The following is a 14,618-nucleotide window of genomic DNA, read 5'->3' as shown; positions in this document are numbered from 1 at the left end:
TGGCCGACTGCATCAGTGGTTGGTGTTCGCGGCAGCCGGTAGACGCAGGCGATAGCCGATGCCCGGTTCGTTGCAGATCAGCTGCGGATTCTGCGGATCGGCCTCCAGCTTCTGCCGCAAGCTGCGGATCAGGACGCGCAGGTATTCCACGCGCTGCTCGGTTTGGCGGGGCCATACCGCGCTCATCATCTGCTTATGCGTGATCACCCGGCCCGGCATAGCCGCCAGTTGCTCCAGGATCGCGAACTCCTTGGGCGTCAGATGTACCTCGTCGCCGTTGCGCGTGATCAGGCGATCGAGCAGGTCGATGCTGACATCGCCCGCTGTCAGCAGCGGAGAACCACCGGTCCGCGTCACTCGGTTGCGCAACGCGACGCGCAGGCGCGCCAGCAGTTCGTCGGTATCGAACGGCTTGGTAAGATAGTCGTCCGCGCCCAGATCGAGCGCCGCGACTTTCTCATCCGTAGCATCACGGGCGGACACGACAATCACGGTGACGCCGGGGTTCTGCTTGATCAGTGGCACGAGTTCCAAGCCATCACGATCGGGCAGCCCCAGATCGAGCAGCACGACCTCTGGCTGCTGATCGCGCAGCATCGCCATTGCCTCACGCGCGTTCTGCGCCTCGATGGCCAAGTAATCGGCCCTCCCCAACGCGGCGAGGATCAGGCGGCGGATCTGCGGCTCATCGTCCACCACCAGGACTTTCGGGCGATTCTTCATGGCACGTCGCCGCTGTCGATCTGGGTCAGCAGCAAGGCTTCGGGCAGGCGGATCGTGAAGCATGCGCCATGGGGATCATGGTTGTTGGCCGCTTCCACCGACAGGCCCATCGCTTCTGCAAACCCCTTCACGATCGCAAGGCCCAGCCCGGTGCCGTGGCGCACCCGATCCGAACCCTGAAGCCGGGTAAAGGTTTCGAACACGCGCCGCTCTTCGCCCGGCAGGATGCCTGGTCCCTCGTCGATCACAGAGAGCAGCAAGGCATCCGGCAGGCGGCGGCCCCGGATCGTGATCGGCGTACCCGCATTCGCATAGCGCCCGGCGTTGTCCAGCAGGTTGATCAGGCAGTGGTGCAGCAGCACCGGATCCACCCTTACGAGCGGAATGTCCGCCGGGATATCGACCACCACCTTGTGCCCCTGCAACGAGATGCGCGTGTCATGCGCGGCACTGGCCACGGCATCGAACAGATCGGTCGGCTCCACCTTCATCGGCAATGCCCCCGCCTCGATCCGGGCCATGTCGAGCAAGTTGGCGACGAAGCGGTTCAGCCGCTGCGCCTCGGTCTCGATCGTCTCGGCCAGATCGGGCGAAGGGTGGGCCTTCATCTGCTGCGCCGCTGTCAGGATCGTCGTCAGCGGAGTACGCAGATCGTGGCTGACCGACGATAACAGCGCCGAGCGCAGCCGATCGCGCTCACCGATCGCCCGCGCCTCTAGGTTCTCTTTCTGCAACGCCATCCGATCGAGCGCAATGGAGGCCTGGTCCAGCAGGCTCATCAGCAAGGGCATCTGGTCCGACCGGATCGGCTCGCCCGCATCCTGACGCGCAATGCCCAGCACGCCCAACACCCCGCGAGACGTGCGCAGAGGGTGGAACAGCCAGTCCGAAGCGGTGAGAGTGGTGGAACCGCGACCGGCAGGCTGCTCGTTATCGATCGCCCACTGCGCGGCTGCCAGCTCGATCTGGCCCAGCCGGTCCTCAGGCGGGAACGCGGCCTGCAAGTCCGGGCCGTTGGTGGATGGCAGCAACAGCGCGGTGCGCACATCCAGCAGGCGCGCGATATCGGCGCAGATCGCCTGCATCAATTCGTCCCCTGTCGCTACCGCCGTCAGCTGACGGGAGAAGCCGGCCAGCGCGGCGTTCTGGCGCGAACTCGATCCCGCCAGGTTCGCTTGCGCCCGCACCCGTGCCGCGAACTGGCTGGTGACGATCGCCACGCCCAGCAGCACCAGAATCGAGATCACGTTCTCCGGATTGCTGACCGTCAGCGTCCCGGTGGGCGGCAGGAAAAAGAAGTTGTACGCCAGGCTGGACGCGATGCCCGCGAACAGCCCGGCGCGCAGGCTGAAGGTCGCCGCGGCGAACATCACCGGCACCAGATAGAGCAGCGATATGTTGCTGAGGTCGATCACTTGCAGCAGCAGGCGGCCTAGCACCGTCATCGCCGCCACCATCAGCAATGACCACAAGTAGTCATCCGGATCACCCCAGGCACCGGGCAACGCCAGGCGCTGCGGGCGGTGTGATGGGCCGGGGCTTTCACCGGCGGGCAGGACGTGGATCGCCACCTCGCCCACTTCCCGCACCAGCCGATCGACCACCGAGCCGTGGCGCCACTCAAACCACCAGGACCGTTCCGACTTGCCGAGTACGATCTGCGTCGCCCGCGCTTCGCGCGCGAAATCGCGCAGGCCTTCGAATGCCCCGGTCGCGGGAATGCTGGCGGTCGACGCTCCGAGGCGGGAAGCCAGCGCGAGATTGTCCGCCAATTGTCGCCGCTCGTCGTCGGTATAGGCGCGGTCGCGGGCGGTTTCGATGTGAACCGCCGTCCATGGCGCCTTGAGCGCATCGGCCAATCGCTTGCCAGCGCGCACCAGACCGCCGGCATGGCCATGTTCGCTGACCGCCACGACGATCCGCTCCCCCGCCGCGAAGTTGCCCGCCAGCGCATGAGCTCGCACATGCTCCAGCATCTGCGCATCGACCGCCTGCGCGGCGCGGCGCAGCGCCAGTTCGCGCAAGGCCGTTAGGTTGGACTTGGAAAAGAAGTGCCCCAGGGCGCGCGTCGCCTCGTGCGGGATATAGACCTTGCCGTCCTTCAGTCGCTCGATCAGCTCGTCAGGTGGAATATCCACCACTTCGATCTCGGCCTGCTCCAGCACCGAGTCCGGCACCGTTTCACGCACGCGAACGCGCGTGAACGAGGCGACGACATCGTTCAGGCTTTCGACGTGCTGGATGTTGAGCGTGGAATAGACGTCGATCCCTGCGTCCAGCAGTTCCAGCACGTCCTGATAGCGCTTGGGATGGCGGCTGCCGGGCGCGTTGGTGTGGGCCAGTTCGTCCACCAGCGCCAGCTGCGGGCGGCGTTCCAGCAGCGCATCAATGTCCATTTCGCCCAGGCTGTGGCCGACGTGGTCGACACTGCGCCGGGTGATGATCTCATGGCCCTCGACCAACGCCTCGGTTTCGCGCCGCCCGTGGGTTTCGACCACGCCGATCACCACGTCAACGCCGGACTCGCGCCGCTGCCGACCGTCGGACAACATCTCCCACGTCTTGCCAACACCGGGAGCTGCGCCAAGGAATATCTTCAAACGGCCACGGCCCTCCTGCGCGGCGGCGCGCAGGAGGGCTTCGGGCGATGGTCGGTCTGTCTGGCTCACTGCGCCTGTCTAGCGCCGATTGCATCCAGCCGTCGATTGAGGGCGAACACATTCACCCGCGGTTCCCCCAGGAAACCGAACAAGCGCTGGTCCACGCTGTTGCTTACCAGACGGCGCACGATGGCGGGATCGAGGTTGCGGACGCGAGCTACGCGATCCACTTGATAAAAGGCCGCCTCGGGGGTGATATCAGGATCGAGCCCCGAGGCGGAGGTTGTCACCAGGTCGGGCGGAACAGGTCGACCGGGTGCAGCAGTCTGTTTGGCGGCGATGTCCGCCTTCACCCGATCCACCAGAACCTGCGATGCAGGTCCCAGGTTGGAGCCGGATGAGGCGAGGCCGTCGTACCCCTTGCCGGCGGCGGAGGGGCGGGTCTGAAAATAGCGGTTCGAAGTGAAGGCCTGGCCGACCACGCTGGAGCCGACCACCTTGCCATTCTCGGTCACCAGGCTGCCATTTGCCTGGGCAGGGAACAGCGCTTGTCCGATGCCGGTCATCGCCAGCGGGTAGAGCAGCCCCAGCACGACCGCGAAGAGCACGGTCATCACGATGGCGGGGCGCAGGGAAGAAAGAATATCGTTGTTCATGGTGCGTCTCCAGATCACGCGAGGCCGATGCCGTTCACCGCAAGGTCGATCAGCTTGATGCCCAGGAAGGGCGCGAGCAGGCCGCCCAGGCCGTAGATCGCCAGGTTGCGCGCCAGCAGTGGCCCGGCCCCCATCGGCTTGTACTTCACGCCCTTCAGCGCCAGCGGTACCAGCAGCGGAATAATCAGCGCGTTGAAGATGATCGCGGACAGGATCGCGCTTTCCGGCGTGCCCAGCCCCATCACGTTCAGCACGCCCAGCCCCGGATAAAGCGCCACGAACATCGCCGGGATGATGGCGAAATACTTGGCGACGTCGTTGGCTACGGAGAATGTGGTCAGCGCGCCGCGAGTCATCAGCAATTGCTTGCCCAGGCCCACCACCTCGATGAGCTTGGTCGGGTCACTGTCGAGGTCGACCATGTTGCCCGCCTCGCGCGCGGCCTGGGTACCGGTGTTCATCGCCACGCCCACGTCGGCCTGCGCCAGGGCGGGCGCGTCGTTGGTGCCATCGCCGCACATCGCCACCAGGCGCCCGCCCTGCTGCTCCTTGCGGATCAGCGCCAGTTTGTCTTCGGGCGTAGCTTCGGCGAGGAAGTCATCGACCCCGGCCTCGGCGGCGATGGACGAAGCGGTCAGCGGGTTGTCGCCGGTGATCATCACCGTGCGGATACCCATCGCGCGCAACTCGCCGAACCGCTCGCGGATACCCGCCTTGACAATATCCTTCAGGAAGATCGCACCCAGCAAAGTACCGTCGACCGCTACGGCCAGAGGCGTGCCGCCTGCGCGGGCGATCTCGTCGGTGATCCGGCGCAGTTCGGTGGCGGCGGCCGTGCTGCCCGCACCCGGATTGGCCTTCAGGATCGCCTGGACCGCGCCCTTCTGCACCACGCGGCCGCCGGTATCGACGCCCGAGATGCGCGTCTGCGCGGTGAACGGAATGACCTCGGCCCCAGCCGGAAGTGCCGCCAGATCGAGGCCGAACTTTTCGCGCGCCAGTACGACGATGGAGCGGCCCTCGGGCGTTTCGTCCGCCAGGCTGGCGAGTAAGGCGGCTTCGGCCAGTTCACGCACGTCGATGCCGCCGACGGGGCGAAACTCCGTCGCCTGACGATCGCCGATGGTGATCGTGCCGGTCTTGTCGAGCAGCAGCACATCGATGTCGCCCGCCGCCTCGACCGCGCGGCCAGACTTTGCCAACACGTTGAAGCGCACCAGACGGTCCATGCCGGCGATGCCGATGGCTGAAAGCAAGGCGGCGATCGTCGTCGGGATCAGGGTGATCAACAGCGCGGCCAGGATCGAAACCGGAATGCTGCCGCCCGCGTATGTCGCGAAAGCCGGGATCGTGCCGACTGCGATCAGGAAGATGATCGTGAGGCCGACGAGCAGCAGGGTGAGCGCAATCTCGTTCGGCGTCTTCTGCCGTTCCGCGCCTTCGACCAGCGCGATCATGCGATCGAGAAAGCCCTGCCCCGGGTTCACCGTCACCTTCACGCGGATCTCGTCAGAGATGACGCGGGTGCCGGCGGTCACGGCCGAGCGATCGCCACCGGCCTCGCGAATAACCGGCGCGCTTTCGCCGGTGATGGCGGCTTCGTTGACAGAGGCGACGCCGGCGATCACTTCGCCATCGGAAGGGATAAGATCGCCAGTCTGCACCAGCACCACATCGTCCTTGCGAAGCGCGCTGGCGGGAACGTCCTCAACCACCCCGGAGTCGATGGCGCCCTTCACGCGCTTGGCGGTGAGTTCGGCCTTGGTGGCGCGCAGGGATGCGGCCTGCGCCTTGCCCCGGCCTTCCGCCAAAGCCTCGGCAAAGGTGCCGAACAGGACGGTCAGCCACAGCCAGATAACCAGTTGGAGCTTGAAACCGATGCCAAGGCCATCCTGGCCGACCACTAGCAAGACGGTCAGCAGCAGGGCCACGACGGCTGTGGTGAACATCACCGGATTGCGGATCAGTTCCTTGGGATTGAGCTTGCGAAACGCGTCGCCGATCGCGGGAACGATCAGTTCGGCGGTGAAAAGAGACTTCGAAGAAGCCTGAGAGTTCCGGGCCATGTGCCGGTTATCCTTAGAAAAGCTGGCCACGGATCATCGCGAGATGATCGGCGATGGGACCAAGCGCGAGGCTGGGCAGGAAGGTGAGGCCACCCACGATCAGCACGATGCCGATCAGCAGTCCGGTCCACAGCAACCCTGTCGTCGGGAAACTGCCTGCGGACTCCGGCGTGTGCTTCTTGGCCGCGAGACCGCCTGCCACCGCCAGCATCGGGATGATGATGAAGAACCGGCCAATCCACATCGCCACGCCCAGCATGCCGTTGTAGAAAGGCGTGTTGGCAGTCAGACCGGCAAATGCCGACCCGTTGTTGGCCACCGCGCTGGTGAAGGCATAGAGGATCTCCGAGAAGCCATGTGGCCCCTTGTTGAGTGGCCCCGCCAGACCAGCCGGGATGATCGACGCAACCGCGCTCATGCCCAGGATGCACAGCGGCAATACCGCTATGGCGAGGACGGAAAGCTTCACCTCCCGGCTCTCGATCTTCTTGCCGACATATTCGGGCGTGCGCCCCACCATCAGCCCGGCCACGAACACGGCCAGGATGGCGAACAGCAGGAAGCCGTAGATACCCGCGCCCACGCCGCCGATCACCACTTCGCCCAGTTGCATGTTGAACAGCGGGATCATGCCGCCCAGCGCCGTGAAGCTATCGTGCATCGCGTTGACGGCACCGCAGGATGCGGCCGTGGTGATGACCGAGAACAGCGAGCTTGCGGCGATGCCGAAGCGCACTTCCTTGCCCTCCATGTTGCCACCGGGCAGGCCCAGGCCATGCAACACTGGATTGCCTGCCGCTTCCTGCCAATAGGCGATCGTGGTTCCGGCCAGGAACAGCGTCATCATCGCCGCCAGGATCGCCCAGCCCTGTCGCGTGTTGCCCACGGCCTTGCCGAAGCAATACGTTAGGCCCACGCCGATCGCGAAGATCGAGAGCATCTGCACAAGGTCGGTCAGCGCCGTCGGGTTCTCGAATGGATGCGCGGAGTTGGCGTTGAAGAAGCCACCACCGTTGGTGCCCAGCATCTTGATCGCCTCTTGCGAAGCGACCGGCCCCAGCGCCAGCGTCTGCTTCGCGCCCTCCAGCGTGGCGATATCGACCGAACCGGCCAGCGTCTGCGGCACACCGCTGGCGATGTAGAACACGGCCAGGACGATAGACAACGGCAACAGCAGGTACAGCGTCACCCGGGTGACGTCGGCCCAGAAGTTACCGATGCCGGTGGCGCTGCGCCGGGCAAACCCGCGAAACAGCGCAAACGCCAGCGCGATACCGGTCGCCGCCGAGAGGAAATTGTGGATCGTCAAACCCAGCATCTGGCTGAGGTTCGACATCGTCGACTCACCGGCATAGCTCTGCCAGTTCGTGTTCGCCCCAAAGCTGATCGCCGTGTTGAACGCCAGGTGTTCGCTCACTGCGCCAAAGCCCAGCGGGTTCAGCGGCAGCAACGCCTGCGCGCGCAGCACTGCGTAAGTCAGCAGCATCAACGCCGCATTGAAGATCAGCATGTGCACCGCGTATCGGCGCCAGGACTGATCCTCGTCCGGATCGATGCCGGAAAGACGGTAGAAGCCCCGCTCTACCGGCCCCAGCAACACATGCAACGGCGTCCGCCGCCCCTCGTAGAGCGCGAAAAGCCATAGGCCGATCGGCTTGACGAGTGCCAACAGAATGCCGGTGAAGACTGCGATCAGCAGCCACCCCTGGAAGGTCATCATGCCCCTCCTAGAACCGCTCGGGCCGCGCGAGCACGGCCACCAGGTAGATCAGCAGGCCCAGCGCGGTGATGCCCGCGAGCCATAAGTCGATTGTCATGACCGGTGTCCTCTCAGGCCCGATCGCAGAGCGCGGCGTAGCCGAGGCTCCCGATCAGGAGGAAAAGGAAGAGGCCGATCCAGAGGCTGTCTTGCATGTCGATGCTCCTGAACGCTCAAGGCACCCCACGGCGGGAGGCGAGTCGTTTGCAGGAACCCTATTGAGCGCTGGCGACGTTGGAATTCGAGACGAGCAACCGGCGCTGGCCGTATGTTCTTCGTATGATTCCATACTTTTCGCAGCTAAGTCGGCCGCCGATCGGCAGGCCAGCCCGCTGCGCTTGACCTGCACCGACCTTGCGGCTAATGGCGCCCATCCCATCCGGGCTTGCCCGTGGGATCAAGAGCTGAACATTGTCGTCCGGTTGCGGGGTTTCGCCTCGCGGGAATTCTTCCAGGATCGTGCGGCAAAGTAATCCGGCGGGTGCGTCGGGTGGAGTGTTTTTCGGCTCACGTGACGGTGGTTCCGTCCGGATCGAAGCGCGAAGGCGCTGCGCCGGACCAACGACTTTTTCGTGATACCGGCTATTCTCTTCCCCTCCCGCCACACCAGTGGACCGGGGTGCGACGGGTCCGTTCCGCGCTACCTTACGCAAGGCGCGCGGACCGGATCCATCGCACTCCTACTTCAGGAAGAAGAGTACGCAATGCCCACGATCAACCAGCTGATCCGCAAGGGTCGCGAGCCGCAGAAGGCCAAGTCAAAGGTCCCTGCGATGGAGCAGAACCCGCAGAAGCGCGGTGTTTGCACCCGCGTCTACACCACGACCCCGAAGAAGCCGAACTCGGCTTTGCGCAAGGTCGCCAAGGTTCGCCTCACCAACCAGCGCGAAGTCATCACCTACATCCCGGGTGAAGGCCACAACCTGCAAGAGCACTCGGTCGTGCTGATCCGCGGCGGCCGCGTTCGCGACCTTCCTGGCGTGCGCTACCACGTCCTTCGCGGCGTGCTCGACACGCAGGGCGTCAAGGACCGCAAGCAGAGCCGCTCGAAGTACGGCGCCAAGCGTCCGAAGTAAGGTTTCACCGCGCTAAGGCCGGCACCGGCCCGCTTCCCCACCCGGACGCCCTGCATGGGCATCCTGTGGGAGGCCGGGTGGGGGAGCGGGCCGGTGCCGCAAGGCGAACCCAGATGGGTTTGCCGCACTCCGAAGGAGTTCAAGCAAATGTCACGTCGTCGTCGTCCCGAGAAGCGGGAAATCCTGCCCGATCCCAAGTTCGGGGATCTCATCCTGTCCAAGTTCATGAACAACCTCATGTACGACGGCAAGAAGTCGGTCGCCGAAGCGATCGTCTATGGCGCTATGGAAACCATGGAGACCCGCCGTAAGGCCGATCCGGTCCAGCTGTTCCACTCCGCGCTGACCAACGTCGCACCGCAGATAGAAGTCCGTAGCCGCCGCGTAGGTGGTGCGACCTATCAGGTTCCGGTCGAAGTGCGTCCCGAGCGCGCCCAGGCTCTCGCCATCCGCTGGCTGATCACCGCAGCGCGCAACCGCCCCGAAACCACGATGTCGGCGCGTCTTTCGGGCGAGCTGCTCGATGCCGCCAACAACCGTGGCAACGCGGTCAAGAAGCGCGAAGACACGCACCGCATGGCCGACGCCAACCGCGCCTTCTCGCACTACCGCTGGTAATGCCGATCGCCAGGCCTCGAGCCTGGCGACAAGGTGCGCTCGTCATCGCGGCGTCACACTTTTAATTGAGGGGCCGGGAACCTATCTAACGGGCGGTTCCCCTCCCCCGCACACCCAAGGACTAAGATCATGGCACGCAGCCATCCGCTTTCGATGTACCGTAATATCGGCATCATGGCGCACATCGACGCCGGCAAGACGACCACGACCGAGCGTATCCTCTACTACACCGGCAAGTCCTACAAGATCGGCGAAGTCCATGACGGCGCCGCTACCATGGACTGGATGGAGCAGGAGCAGGAACGCGGCATCACCATCACCTCCGCTGCCACCACCTGCTTCTGGAAGGCAGACAGCGGCAAGGGTGAAGAATATCGCATCAACATCATCGACACCCCGGGCCACGTGGACTTCACCATCGAAGTCGAGCGTTCGCTGCGCGTGCTCGACGGCGCGGTTGCCTGTTTCGACGGCGTGGCCGGCGTGGAGCCCCAGTCCGAGACGGTGTGGCGTCAGGCCGACAAGTACGGCGTGCCGCGCATGTGCTTCATCAACAAGCTCGACCGCACCGGCGCGAACTTCAAGTACTGCGTGCAGTCGATCATCGACCGCCTCGGCGCGACCCCTGCGGTGCTGTATCTGCCCATCGGCATGGAAGCAGACCTCAAGGGCCTGGTCGATCTGGTGCATAACCGCGCGATCATCTGGAAGGACGAAGCGCTGGGCGCCGAATTCTTCTACGAAGAGATCCCCGCCGACATGGCCGACGAAGCTGCCGAGTACCGCATGAAGCTCATCGAGCTGGCGGTCGAGCAGGACGACGAGGCAATGGAAGCTTATCTCGAGGGCAACGAGCCTGACGTCGCGACGCTCAAGAAGCTGATCCGCAAGGGTACGCTGGGCCACGCGTTCGTGCCGGTCGTGTGCGGTTCGGCGTTCAAGAACAAGGGCGTTCAGCCCCTGCTCGACGCCGTGGTCGACTATCTGCCTTCGCCGCTCGACATCGAAGACGTTCAGGGCGTCAAGATGGACAGCGACGAGAAGGACAGCCGCCCGCCTGAGGACAACGCGCCGTTCTCGGCCCTCGCCTTCAAGGTCATGAACGATCCGTTCGTCGGCTCGCTCACCTTCATCCGCATCTATTCGGGCACGCTCACCAAGGGTGGCTACCTGAACTCGGTGAAGGACAAGAAGGAGAAGGTCGGCCGCATTCTCGAAATGCACGCCAATGACCGTAAGGACATCGACGAGGCCTTCGCGGGCGATATCGTCGCGCTGGCCGGTATGAAGGAGACCACCACCGGCGACACCCTGTGCGCCGAGCGTCAGCCGATCGTGCTGGAGCGGATGGAATTCCCCGAGCCGGTTATCGAACTGTCCGTGGAGCCCAAGACCAAGGCCGACCAGGAGAAGATGGGCGTCGCGCTCAATCGTCTCTCGGCCGAGGACCCCTCGTTCCGCGTCTCGACCGACCACGAATCGGGCCAGACCATCATCAAGGGCATGGGCGAGCTTCACCTCGACATCATCGTCGACCGCATGCGTCGCGAGTTCAAGGTCGAGGCCAACGTGGGTGCGCCGCAGGTGGCCTATCGCGAGTATCTCGCTAAGCCCGTCGACGTCGACTACACCCACAAGAAGCAGTCGGGCGGTACCGGTCAGTTCGGCCGCGTGAAGGTCAAGGTCACGCCGGGCGAGCGCGGTTCGGGCATCACCTTCACCGACGAAATCAAGGGCGGTAACATTCCGAAGGAATATATCCCCGCGATCGAGAAGGGCATGCGCGAGACGGCCGCCTCGGGTCAGCTGGTCGGCTTCCCGATCATCGACTTCGACATCAACCTCTATGACGGTTCGTACCACGACGTCGACTCGTCCGCCCTGGCGTTCGAAATCGCCGGTCGCGGTGCGATGCGCGAAGTGGCTTCGAAGGCGGGTATCAAACTGCTCGAGCCGATTATGAAGGTCGAAGTCGTCACCCCCGAGGAATATCTGGGCGACGTCATCGGCGACATGAACAGCCGTCGTGGCCAGATCCAGGGTACCGACACCCGCGGCAACGCTCAGGTCGTCGAAGCCATGGTGCCTCTGGCGAACATGTTCGGCTACGTGAACCAGCTGCGCTCGTTCACGCAGGGTCGTGCAAACTACTCGATGTTCTTCTCCCACTATGACGAGGTTCCGGCAAACGTCGCGGCCGAGGTCAAGGAGAAGCTTGCCTAAAAGGCGCAATCATTCTAGGGGCGGCGCCTGTTTCGGTGGGCGTCGCTCATTTCCCACAGAACCAAAATCAAGCGAACAGAAGGTTTGAACAATGGCGAAGGCTAAATTCGAGCGGAACAAGCCGCACTGCAACATCGGCACCATCGGTCACGTTGACCACGGCAAGACCACGCTGACCGCCGCGATCACGAAGGTCATGGCCGAAGCATTCGGCGGTGAAGCCGTTGACTTCGCCAACATCGACAAGGCTCCCGAAGAGCGCGAGCGCGGCATCACGATCTCGACCGCACACGTCGAATACGAGACCGATGCGCGCCACTACGCACACGTCGATTGCCCGGGCCACGCCGACTACGTGAAGAACATGATCACCGGTGCCGCCCAGATGGACGGCGCTATTCTCGTTGTGAACGCTGCTGACGGCCCGATGCCGCAGACCCGCGAGCACATCCTGCTGGCGCGCCAGGTCGGCGTTCCGCAGCTCGTCGTGTTCATGAACAAGGTCGATCAGGTCGACGACTCCGAGCTGCTCGAGCTGGTCGAACTGGAAGTGCGCGAGCTGCTGTCTTCGTATGACTTCGATGGTGACAACATCCCCATCGTCATGGGTTCGGCTCTGGCCGCTCTGGAAGGTCGCGACGACAACATCGGCAAGGAGAAGATCCTTGAGCTGATGAAGGCCGTTGACGAGTTCATCCCGCAGCCGCCTCGCCCGACCGACAAGCCCTTCCTGATGCCGGTCGAGGACGTGTTCTCGATCTCGGGTCGTGGTACGGTTGTGACCGGCCGCGTAGAGACCGGCATCGTCAAGGTTGGCGAGGAAGTCGAAGTTGTCGGCATTCGCAACACCCAGAAGACCGTCGTCACCGGCGTCGAAATGTTCCGCAAGCTGCTCGACCAGGGTGAAGCTGGCGATAACATCGGCGCTCTGGTTCGCGGCCTGAAGCGTGAAGACGTTGAGCGTGGTCAGGTTCTGGCCAAGCCGGGCACCGTGACCCCGCACACCGACTTCGACGCCGAAGTCTACGTGCTGTCGAAGGACGAAGGTGGCCGTCACACGCCGTTCTTCGCCAACTACCGCCCGCAGTTCTACTTCCGCACCACCGACGTAACCGGCGAAGTGATCCTTCCCGAGGGCACCGAGATGGTCATGCCGGGTGACAACGTCACGATCTCGGTCAAGCTGATCGCTCCGATCGCCATGGACGACGGCCTGCGCTTCGCTATCCGCGAAGGTGGCCGCACCGTGGGTTCGGGCGTCGTCGCCAAGATCACGAAGTAAGCACAGCTCTTCGGATCATACCGAACAAGAGGCCCGGCTTCCGAAAGGAGGCCGGGCTTTTTGCTTGTCCGGCTAACCCGCCGACATCACATCGCGCGCTATTTCCGGAATACTGAAGCGATAGAGAGACGGGGTGCTTGCCGGCGTACCCACATTTCTCACGATCAACCCTTGCGCGAATCCCTTCATGCACGTAAGGGCGCGCTTCGAATTTCTTCTGGGGCATCGCCCCTTTGCTCTTTCTCATCGGTAGGGACATGGAAGCTCAAAACATCCGCATTCGCCTCAAGGCGTTCGATCACCGCGTGCTGGATCAGGCCACCGGCGAAATCGCCGACACTGCCCGCCGCACCGGCGCTCTGATCCGTGGGCCCATCCCCCTGCCGACGAAGATCGAGAAGTTCACGGTCAACCGTGGTCCGCACATCGATAAGAAGTCGCGCGAGCAGTTTGAAGTTCGCACCTACAAGCGCCTGCTGGACATCGTGCAGCCGAACGCTGCCACGGTGGACGCGCTGATGAAGCTCGATCTGGCCGCCGGCGTGAACGTCGAGATCAAGCTGGCATAAAGCCTCTTCCCGACGCGATTGTTTTGGCCTAAGGGCCACATTCCTTCCGGGCTCCTCGAGTCCGGCTCTGGCGCCAACGGCGCTACGAGACAGAGCCGCAGCGACCAAAACCCGCCGCGGACACAAGGGATACCTCCGGTCTTCGGATCGGGAATGCGTCCCCCGTCTCGCTTCCGCAGGCTTCGGCCTGTTCCAGGAGGCACCCAGCCCGGACGGGGGCACGCATCGAACCAGGGCTGGACACGCCTGTCGAGATGGTCTCGGCAGGCCTCTGTTAGGAGTTATGGTCATGCGTACTGGCGTGATCGCCAAAAAGGTCGGGATGACCCGGCTTTTCCAGGAGGACGGACGGCATGTGCCGGTCACCGTCTTGGCGCTGGAAGACAACCAAGTGATTTCGGTCCGTACATCTGACACCGACGGTTATGTCGCGGTCCAGCTCGGTGCGGGCGAAGCCAAGCAGAAGAACGTCGCTAAGCCGCAGCGTGAGCATTTCGCCAAAGCGAATGTCTCGCTCAAGCAGCGCGTGGCGGAGTTTCGCGTGGCAGACGACGCCGTGCTGGAAGTGGGCGCCACCATCGCCGCTTCGCATTTCGTCCCCGGCCAGCTGGTCGACGTAGCTGGCCACACCCAGGGTAAGGGCTTCCAGGGCGCCATGAAGCGCTGGGGCTTCGGCGGTATGCGCGCCACCCACGGTGTTTCCATCTCGCACCGTGCCCACGGTTCGACCGGTAACCGCCAGGATCCCGGCAAGGTCTTCAAGAACAAGAAGATGGCTGGCCACATGGGTGACCGCCAGCGTACTCAGCAGAACCTTGAGATCGTGCGCGTCGATGACGAGCGCGGCCTGCTTTTCGTGAAGGGCTCTGTCCCCGGCTCGAAGAACGCGTGGCTGACCGTTTCGGACGCCGTCAAGGTTTCCCGTCACGCGGAAGCGCCCTACCCCGCCGGCCTGAAGCAGGCCGCCAACAGCAACGACACGGCTGCCAACACGCCTGCGGAAGAGACCGCTGCGCCTGAGGCCACCGAAGGTCAGGAGGGCTGAT

At 63.9% G+C, this 14,618-nt stretch carries 13 protein-coding genes; 7 read left to right on the top strand and 6 right to left on the bottom strand.

From position 1 onward, the window contains the following. Positions 1-12: 12 nt before the first annotated feature. From GGR39_RS05720 to kdpF, 6 genes are read right to left on the bottom strand one after another with little or no spacing between them, the layout of a single operon-like run. The gene (locus GGR39_RS05720) at positions 13-723 is read right to left on the bottom strand and encodes a response regulator (RefSeq protein ID WP_183616241.1); all 711 of its coding nucleotides are present in this window, start codon (positions 721-723) and stop codon (positions 13-15) included. Then, positions 720-3,392 carry a DUF4118 domain-containing protein gene (locus tag GGR39_RS05715; RefSeq protein WP_183616240.1) on the bottom strand — a complete coding sequence of 891 codons (2,673 nt, stop codon included), beginning with the start codon at positions 3,390-3,392 and terminating at the stop codon, positions 720-722. Before GGR39_RS05715 ends, GGR39_RS05720 begins: the two co-directional genes overlap by 4 nt. Beyond that, positions 3,389-3,979: a potassium-transporting ATPase subunit KdpC gene (kdpC, locus tag GGR39_RS05710; RefSeq protein ID WP_183616239.1), complete on the bottom strand. Its 591-nt coding sequence runs from the start codon at positions 3,977-3,979 to the stop codon at positions 3,389-3,391. Before kdpC ends, GGR39_RS05715 begins: the two co-directional genes overlap by 4 nt. Before the next feature lie 14 nt (positions 3,980-3,993). Beyond that, positions 3,994-6,045: a potassium-transporting ATPase subunit KdpB gene (gene kdpB / locus GGR39_RS05705; protein WP_183616238.1), complete on the bottom strand. Its 2,052-nt coding sequence runs from the start codon at positions 6,043-6,045 to the stop codon at positions 3,994-3,996. A gap of 13 nt (positions 6,046-6,058) precedes the next feature. Beyond that, entirely contained in the window at positions 6,059-7,762 is a 1,704-nt protein-coding gene (kdpA, locus tag GGR39_RS05700) for a potassium-transporting ATPase subunit KdpA (protein ID WP_183616507.1), read from the bottom strand. Positions 7,763-7,772: 10 nt separating this feature from the next. After that, positions 7,773-7,862, bottom strand: a complete 90-nt coding sequence (gene kdpF / locus GGR39_RS05695; protein ID WP_058737539.1) for a K(+)-transporting ATPase subunit F — start codon at positions 7,860-7,862, stop codon at positions 7,773-7,775. Between kdpF and GGR39_RS05690 the strand changes: the two genes are divergently transcribed. The 7 genes from GGR39_RS05690 (at position 7,861) to rplC (ending at position 14,617) form a co-directional block, all read left to right on the top strand. After that, positions 7,861-8,277 carry a hypothetical protein gene (locus GGR39_RS05690; protein ID WP_183616237.1) on the top strand — a complete coding sequence of 139 codons (417 nt, stop codon included), beginning with the start codon at positions 7,861-7,863 and terminating at the stop codon, positions 8,275-8,277. The genes kdpF and GGR39_RS05690 overlap by 2 nt on opposite strands. Positions 8,278-8,508: 231 nt before the next feature. Next, positions 8,509-8,880: a 30S ribosomal protein S12 gene (gene rpsL / locus GGR39_RS05685; protein WP_058737541.1), complete on the top strand. Its 372-nt coding sequence runs from the start codon at positions 8,509-8,511 to the stop codon at positions 8,878-8,880. 147 nt (positions 8,881-9,027) lie between these two features. Beyond that, positions 9,028-9,498, top strand: a complete 471-nt coding sequence (rpsG, locus tag GGR39_RS05680) for a 30S ribosomal protein S7 (protein WP_183616236.1) — start codon at positions 9,028-9,030, stop codon at positions 9,496-9,498. A 129-nt stretch (positions 9,499-9,627) separates the two neighbouring features. Beyond that, complete coding sequence (gene fusA, locus GGR39_RS05675; protein WP_058737543.1) at positions 9,628-11,721, top strand: elongation factor G; 2,094 nt, start codon at positions 9,628-9,630, stop codon at positions 11,719-11,721. A gap of 91 nt (positions 11,722-11,812) precedes the next feature. Next, entirely contained in the window at positions 11,813-13,003 is a 1,191-nt protein-coding gene (gene tuf / locus GGR39_RS05670; protein WP_058737544.1) for an elongation factor Tu, read from the top strand. Positions 13,004-13,260: 257 nt separating this feature from the next. Further along, positions 13,261-13,572, top strand: a complete 312-nt coding sequence (rpsJ, locus tag GGR39_RS05665) for a 30S ribosomal protein S10 (protein WP_007011873.1) — start codon at positions 13,261-13,263, stop codon at positions 13,570-13,572. Between the two features lie 289 nt (positions 13,573-13,861). Continuing rightward, positions 13,862-14,617: a 50S ribosomal protein L3 gene (gene rplC / locus GGR39_RS05660; protein WP_058737584.1), complete on the top strand. Its 756-nt coding sequence runs from the start codon at positions 13,862-13,864 to the stop codon at positions 14,615-14,617. Position 14,618: the final 1 nt, after the last annotated feature.

This window comes from Novosphingobium fluoreni (assembly GCF_014196615.1).
GTDB classification, from domain to species: Bacteria; Pseudomonadota; Alphaproteobacteria; order Sphingomonadales; family Sphingomonadaceae; genus Novosphingobium; species Novosphingobium fluoreni.
Note: the sequence above shows the minus strand (reverse complement) of the source record. Positions and strands in the feature narration are given on the sequence as shown.

What these genes read in the sequence shown, in the direction of transcription:
- GGR39_RS05720 (WP_183616241.1), bottom strand. Translation starts at nt 723, where the DNA reads ATGAAGAATCGCCCGAAAGTCCTGGTGGTGGACGATGAGCCGCAGATC.
- kdpC (WP_183616239.1), bottom strand. Translation starts at nt 3,979, where the DNA reads ATGAACAACGATATTCTTTCTTCCCTGCGCCCCGCCATCGTGATGACC.
- kdpB (WP_183616238.1), bottom strand. Translation starts at nt 6,045, where the DNA reads ATGGCCCGGAACTCTCAGGCTTCTTCGAAGTCTCTTTTCACCGCCGAA.
- kdpA (WP_183616507.1), bottom strand. Translation starts at nt 7,762, where the DNA reads ATGACCTTCCAGGGGTGGCTGCTGATCGCAGTCTTCACCGGCATTCTG.
- GGR39_RS05690 (WP_183616237.1), top strand. Translation starts at nt 7,861, where the DNA reads ATGACCGGTGTCCTCTCAGGCCCGATCGCAGAGCGCGGCGTAGCCGAG.
- kdpF (WP_058737539.1), bottom strand. Translation starts at nt 7,862, where the DNA reads ATGACAATCGACTTATGGCTCGCGGGCATCACCGCGCTGGGCCTGCTG.
- rpsL (WP_058737541.1), top strand. Translation starts at nt 8,509, where the DNA reads ATGCCCACGATCAACCAGCTGATCCGCAAGGGTCGCGAGCCGCAGAAG.
- rpsG (WP_183616236.1), top strand. Translation starts at nt 9,028, where the DNA reads ATGTCACGTCGTCGTCGTCCCGAGAAGCGGGAAATCCTGCCCGATCCC.
- fusA (WP_058737543.1), top strand. Translation starts at nt 9,628, where the DNA reads ATGGCACGCAGCCATCCGCTTTCGATGTACCGTAATATCGGCATCATG.
- tuf (WP_058737544.1), top strand. Translation starts at nt 11,813, where the DNA reads ATGGCGAAGGCTAAATTCGAGCGGAACAAGCCGCACTGCAACATCGGC.
- rpsJ (WP_007011873.1), top strand. Translation starts at nt 13,261, where the DNA reads ATGGAAGCTCAAAACATCCGCATTCGCCTCAAGGCGTTCGATCACCGC.
- rplC (WP_058737584.1), top strand. Translation starts at nt 13,862, where the DNA reads ATGCGTACTGGCGTGATCGCCAAAAAGGTCGGGATGACCCGGCTTTTC.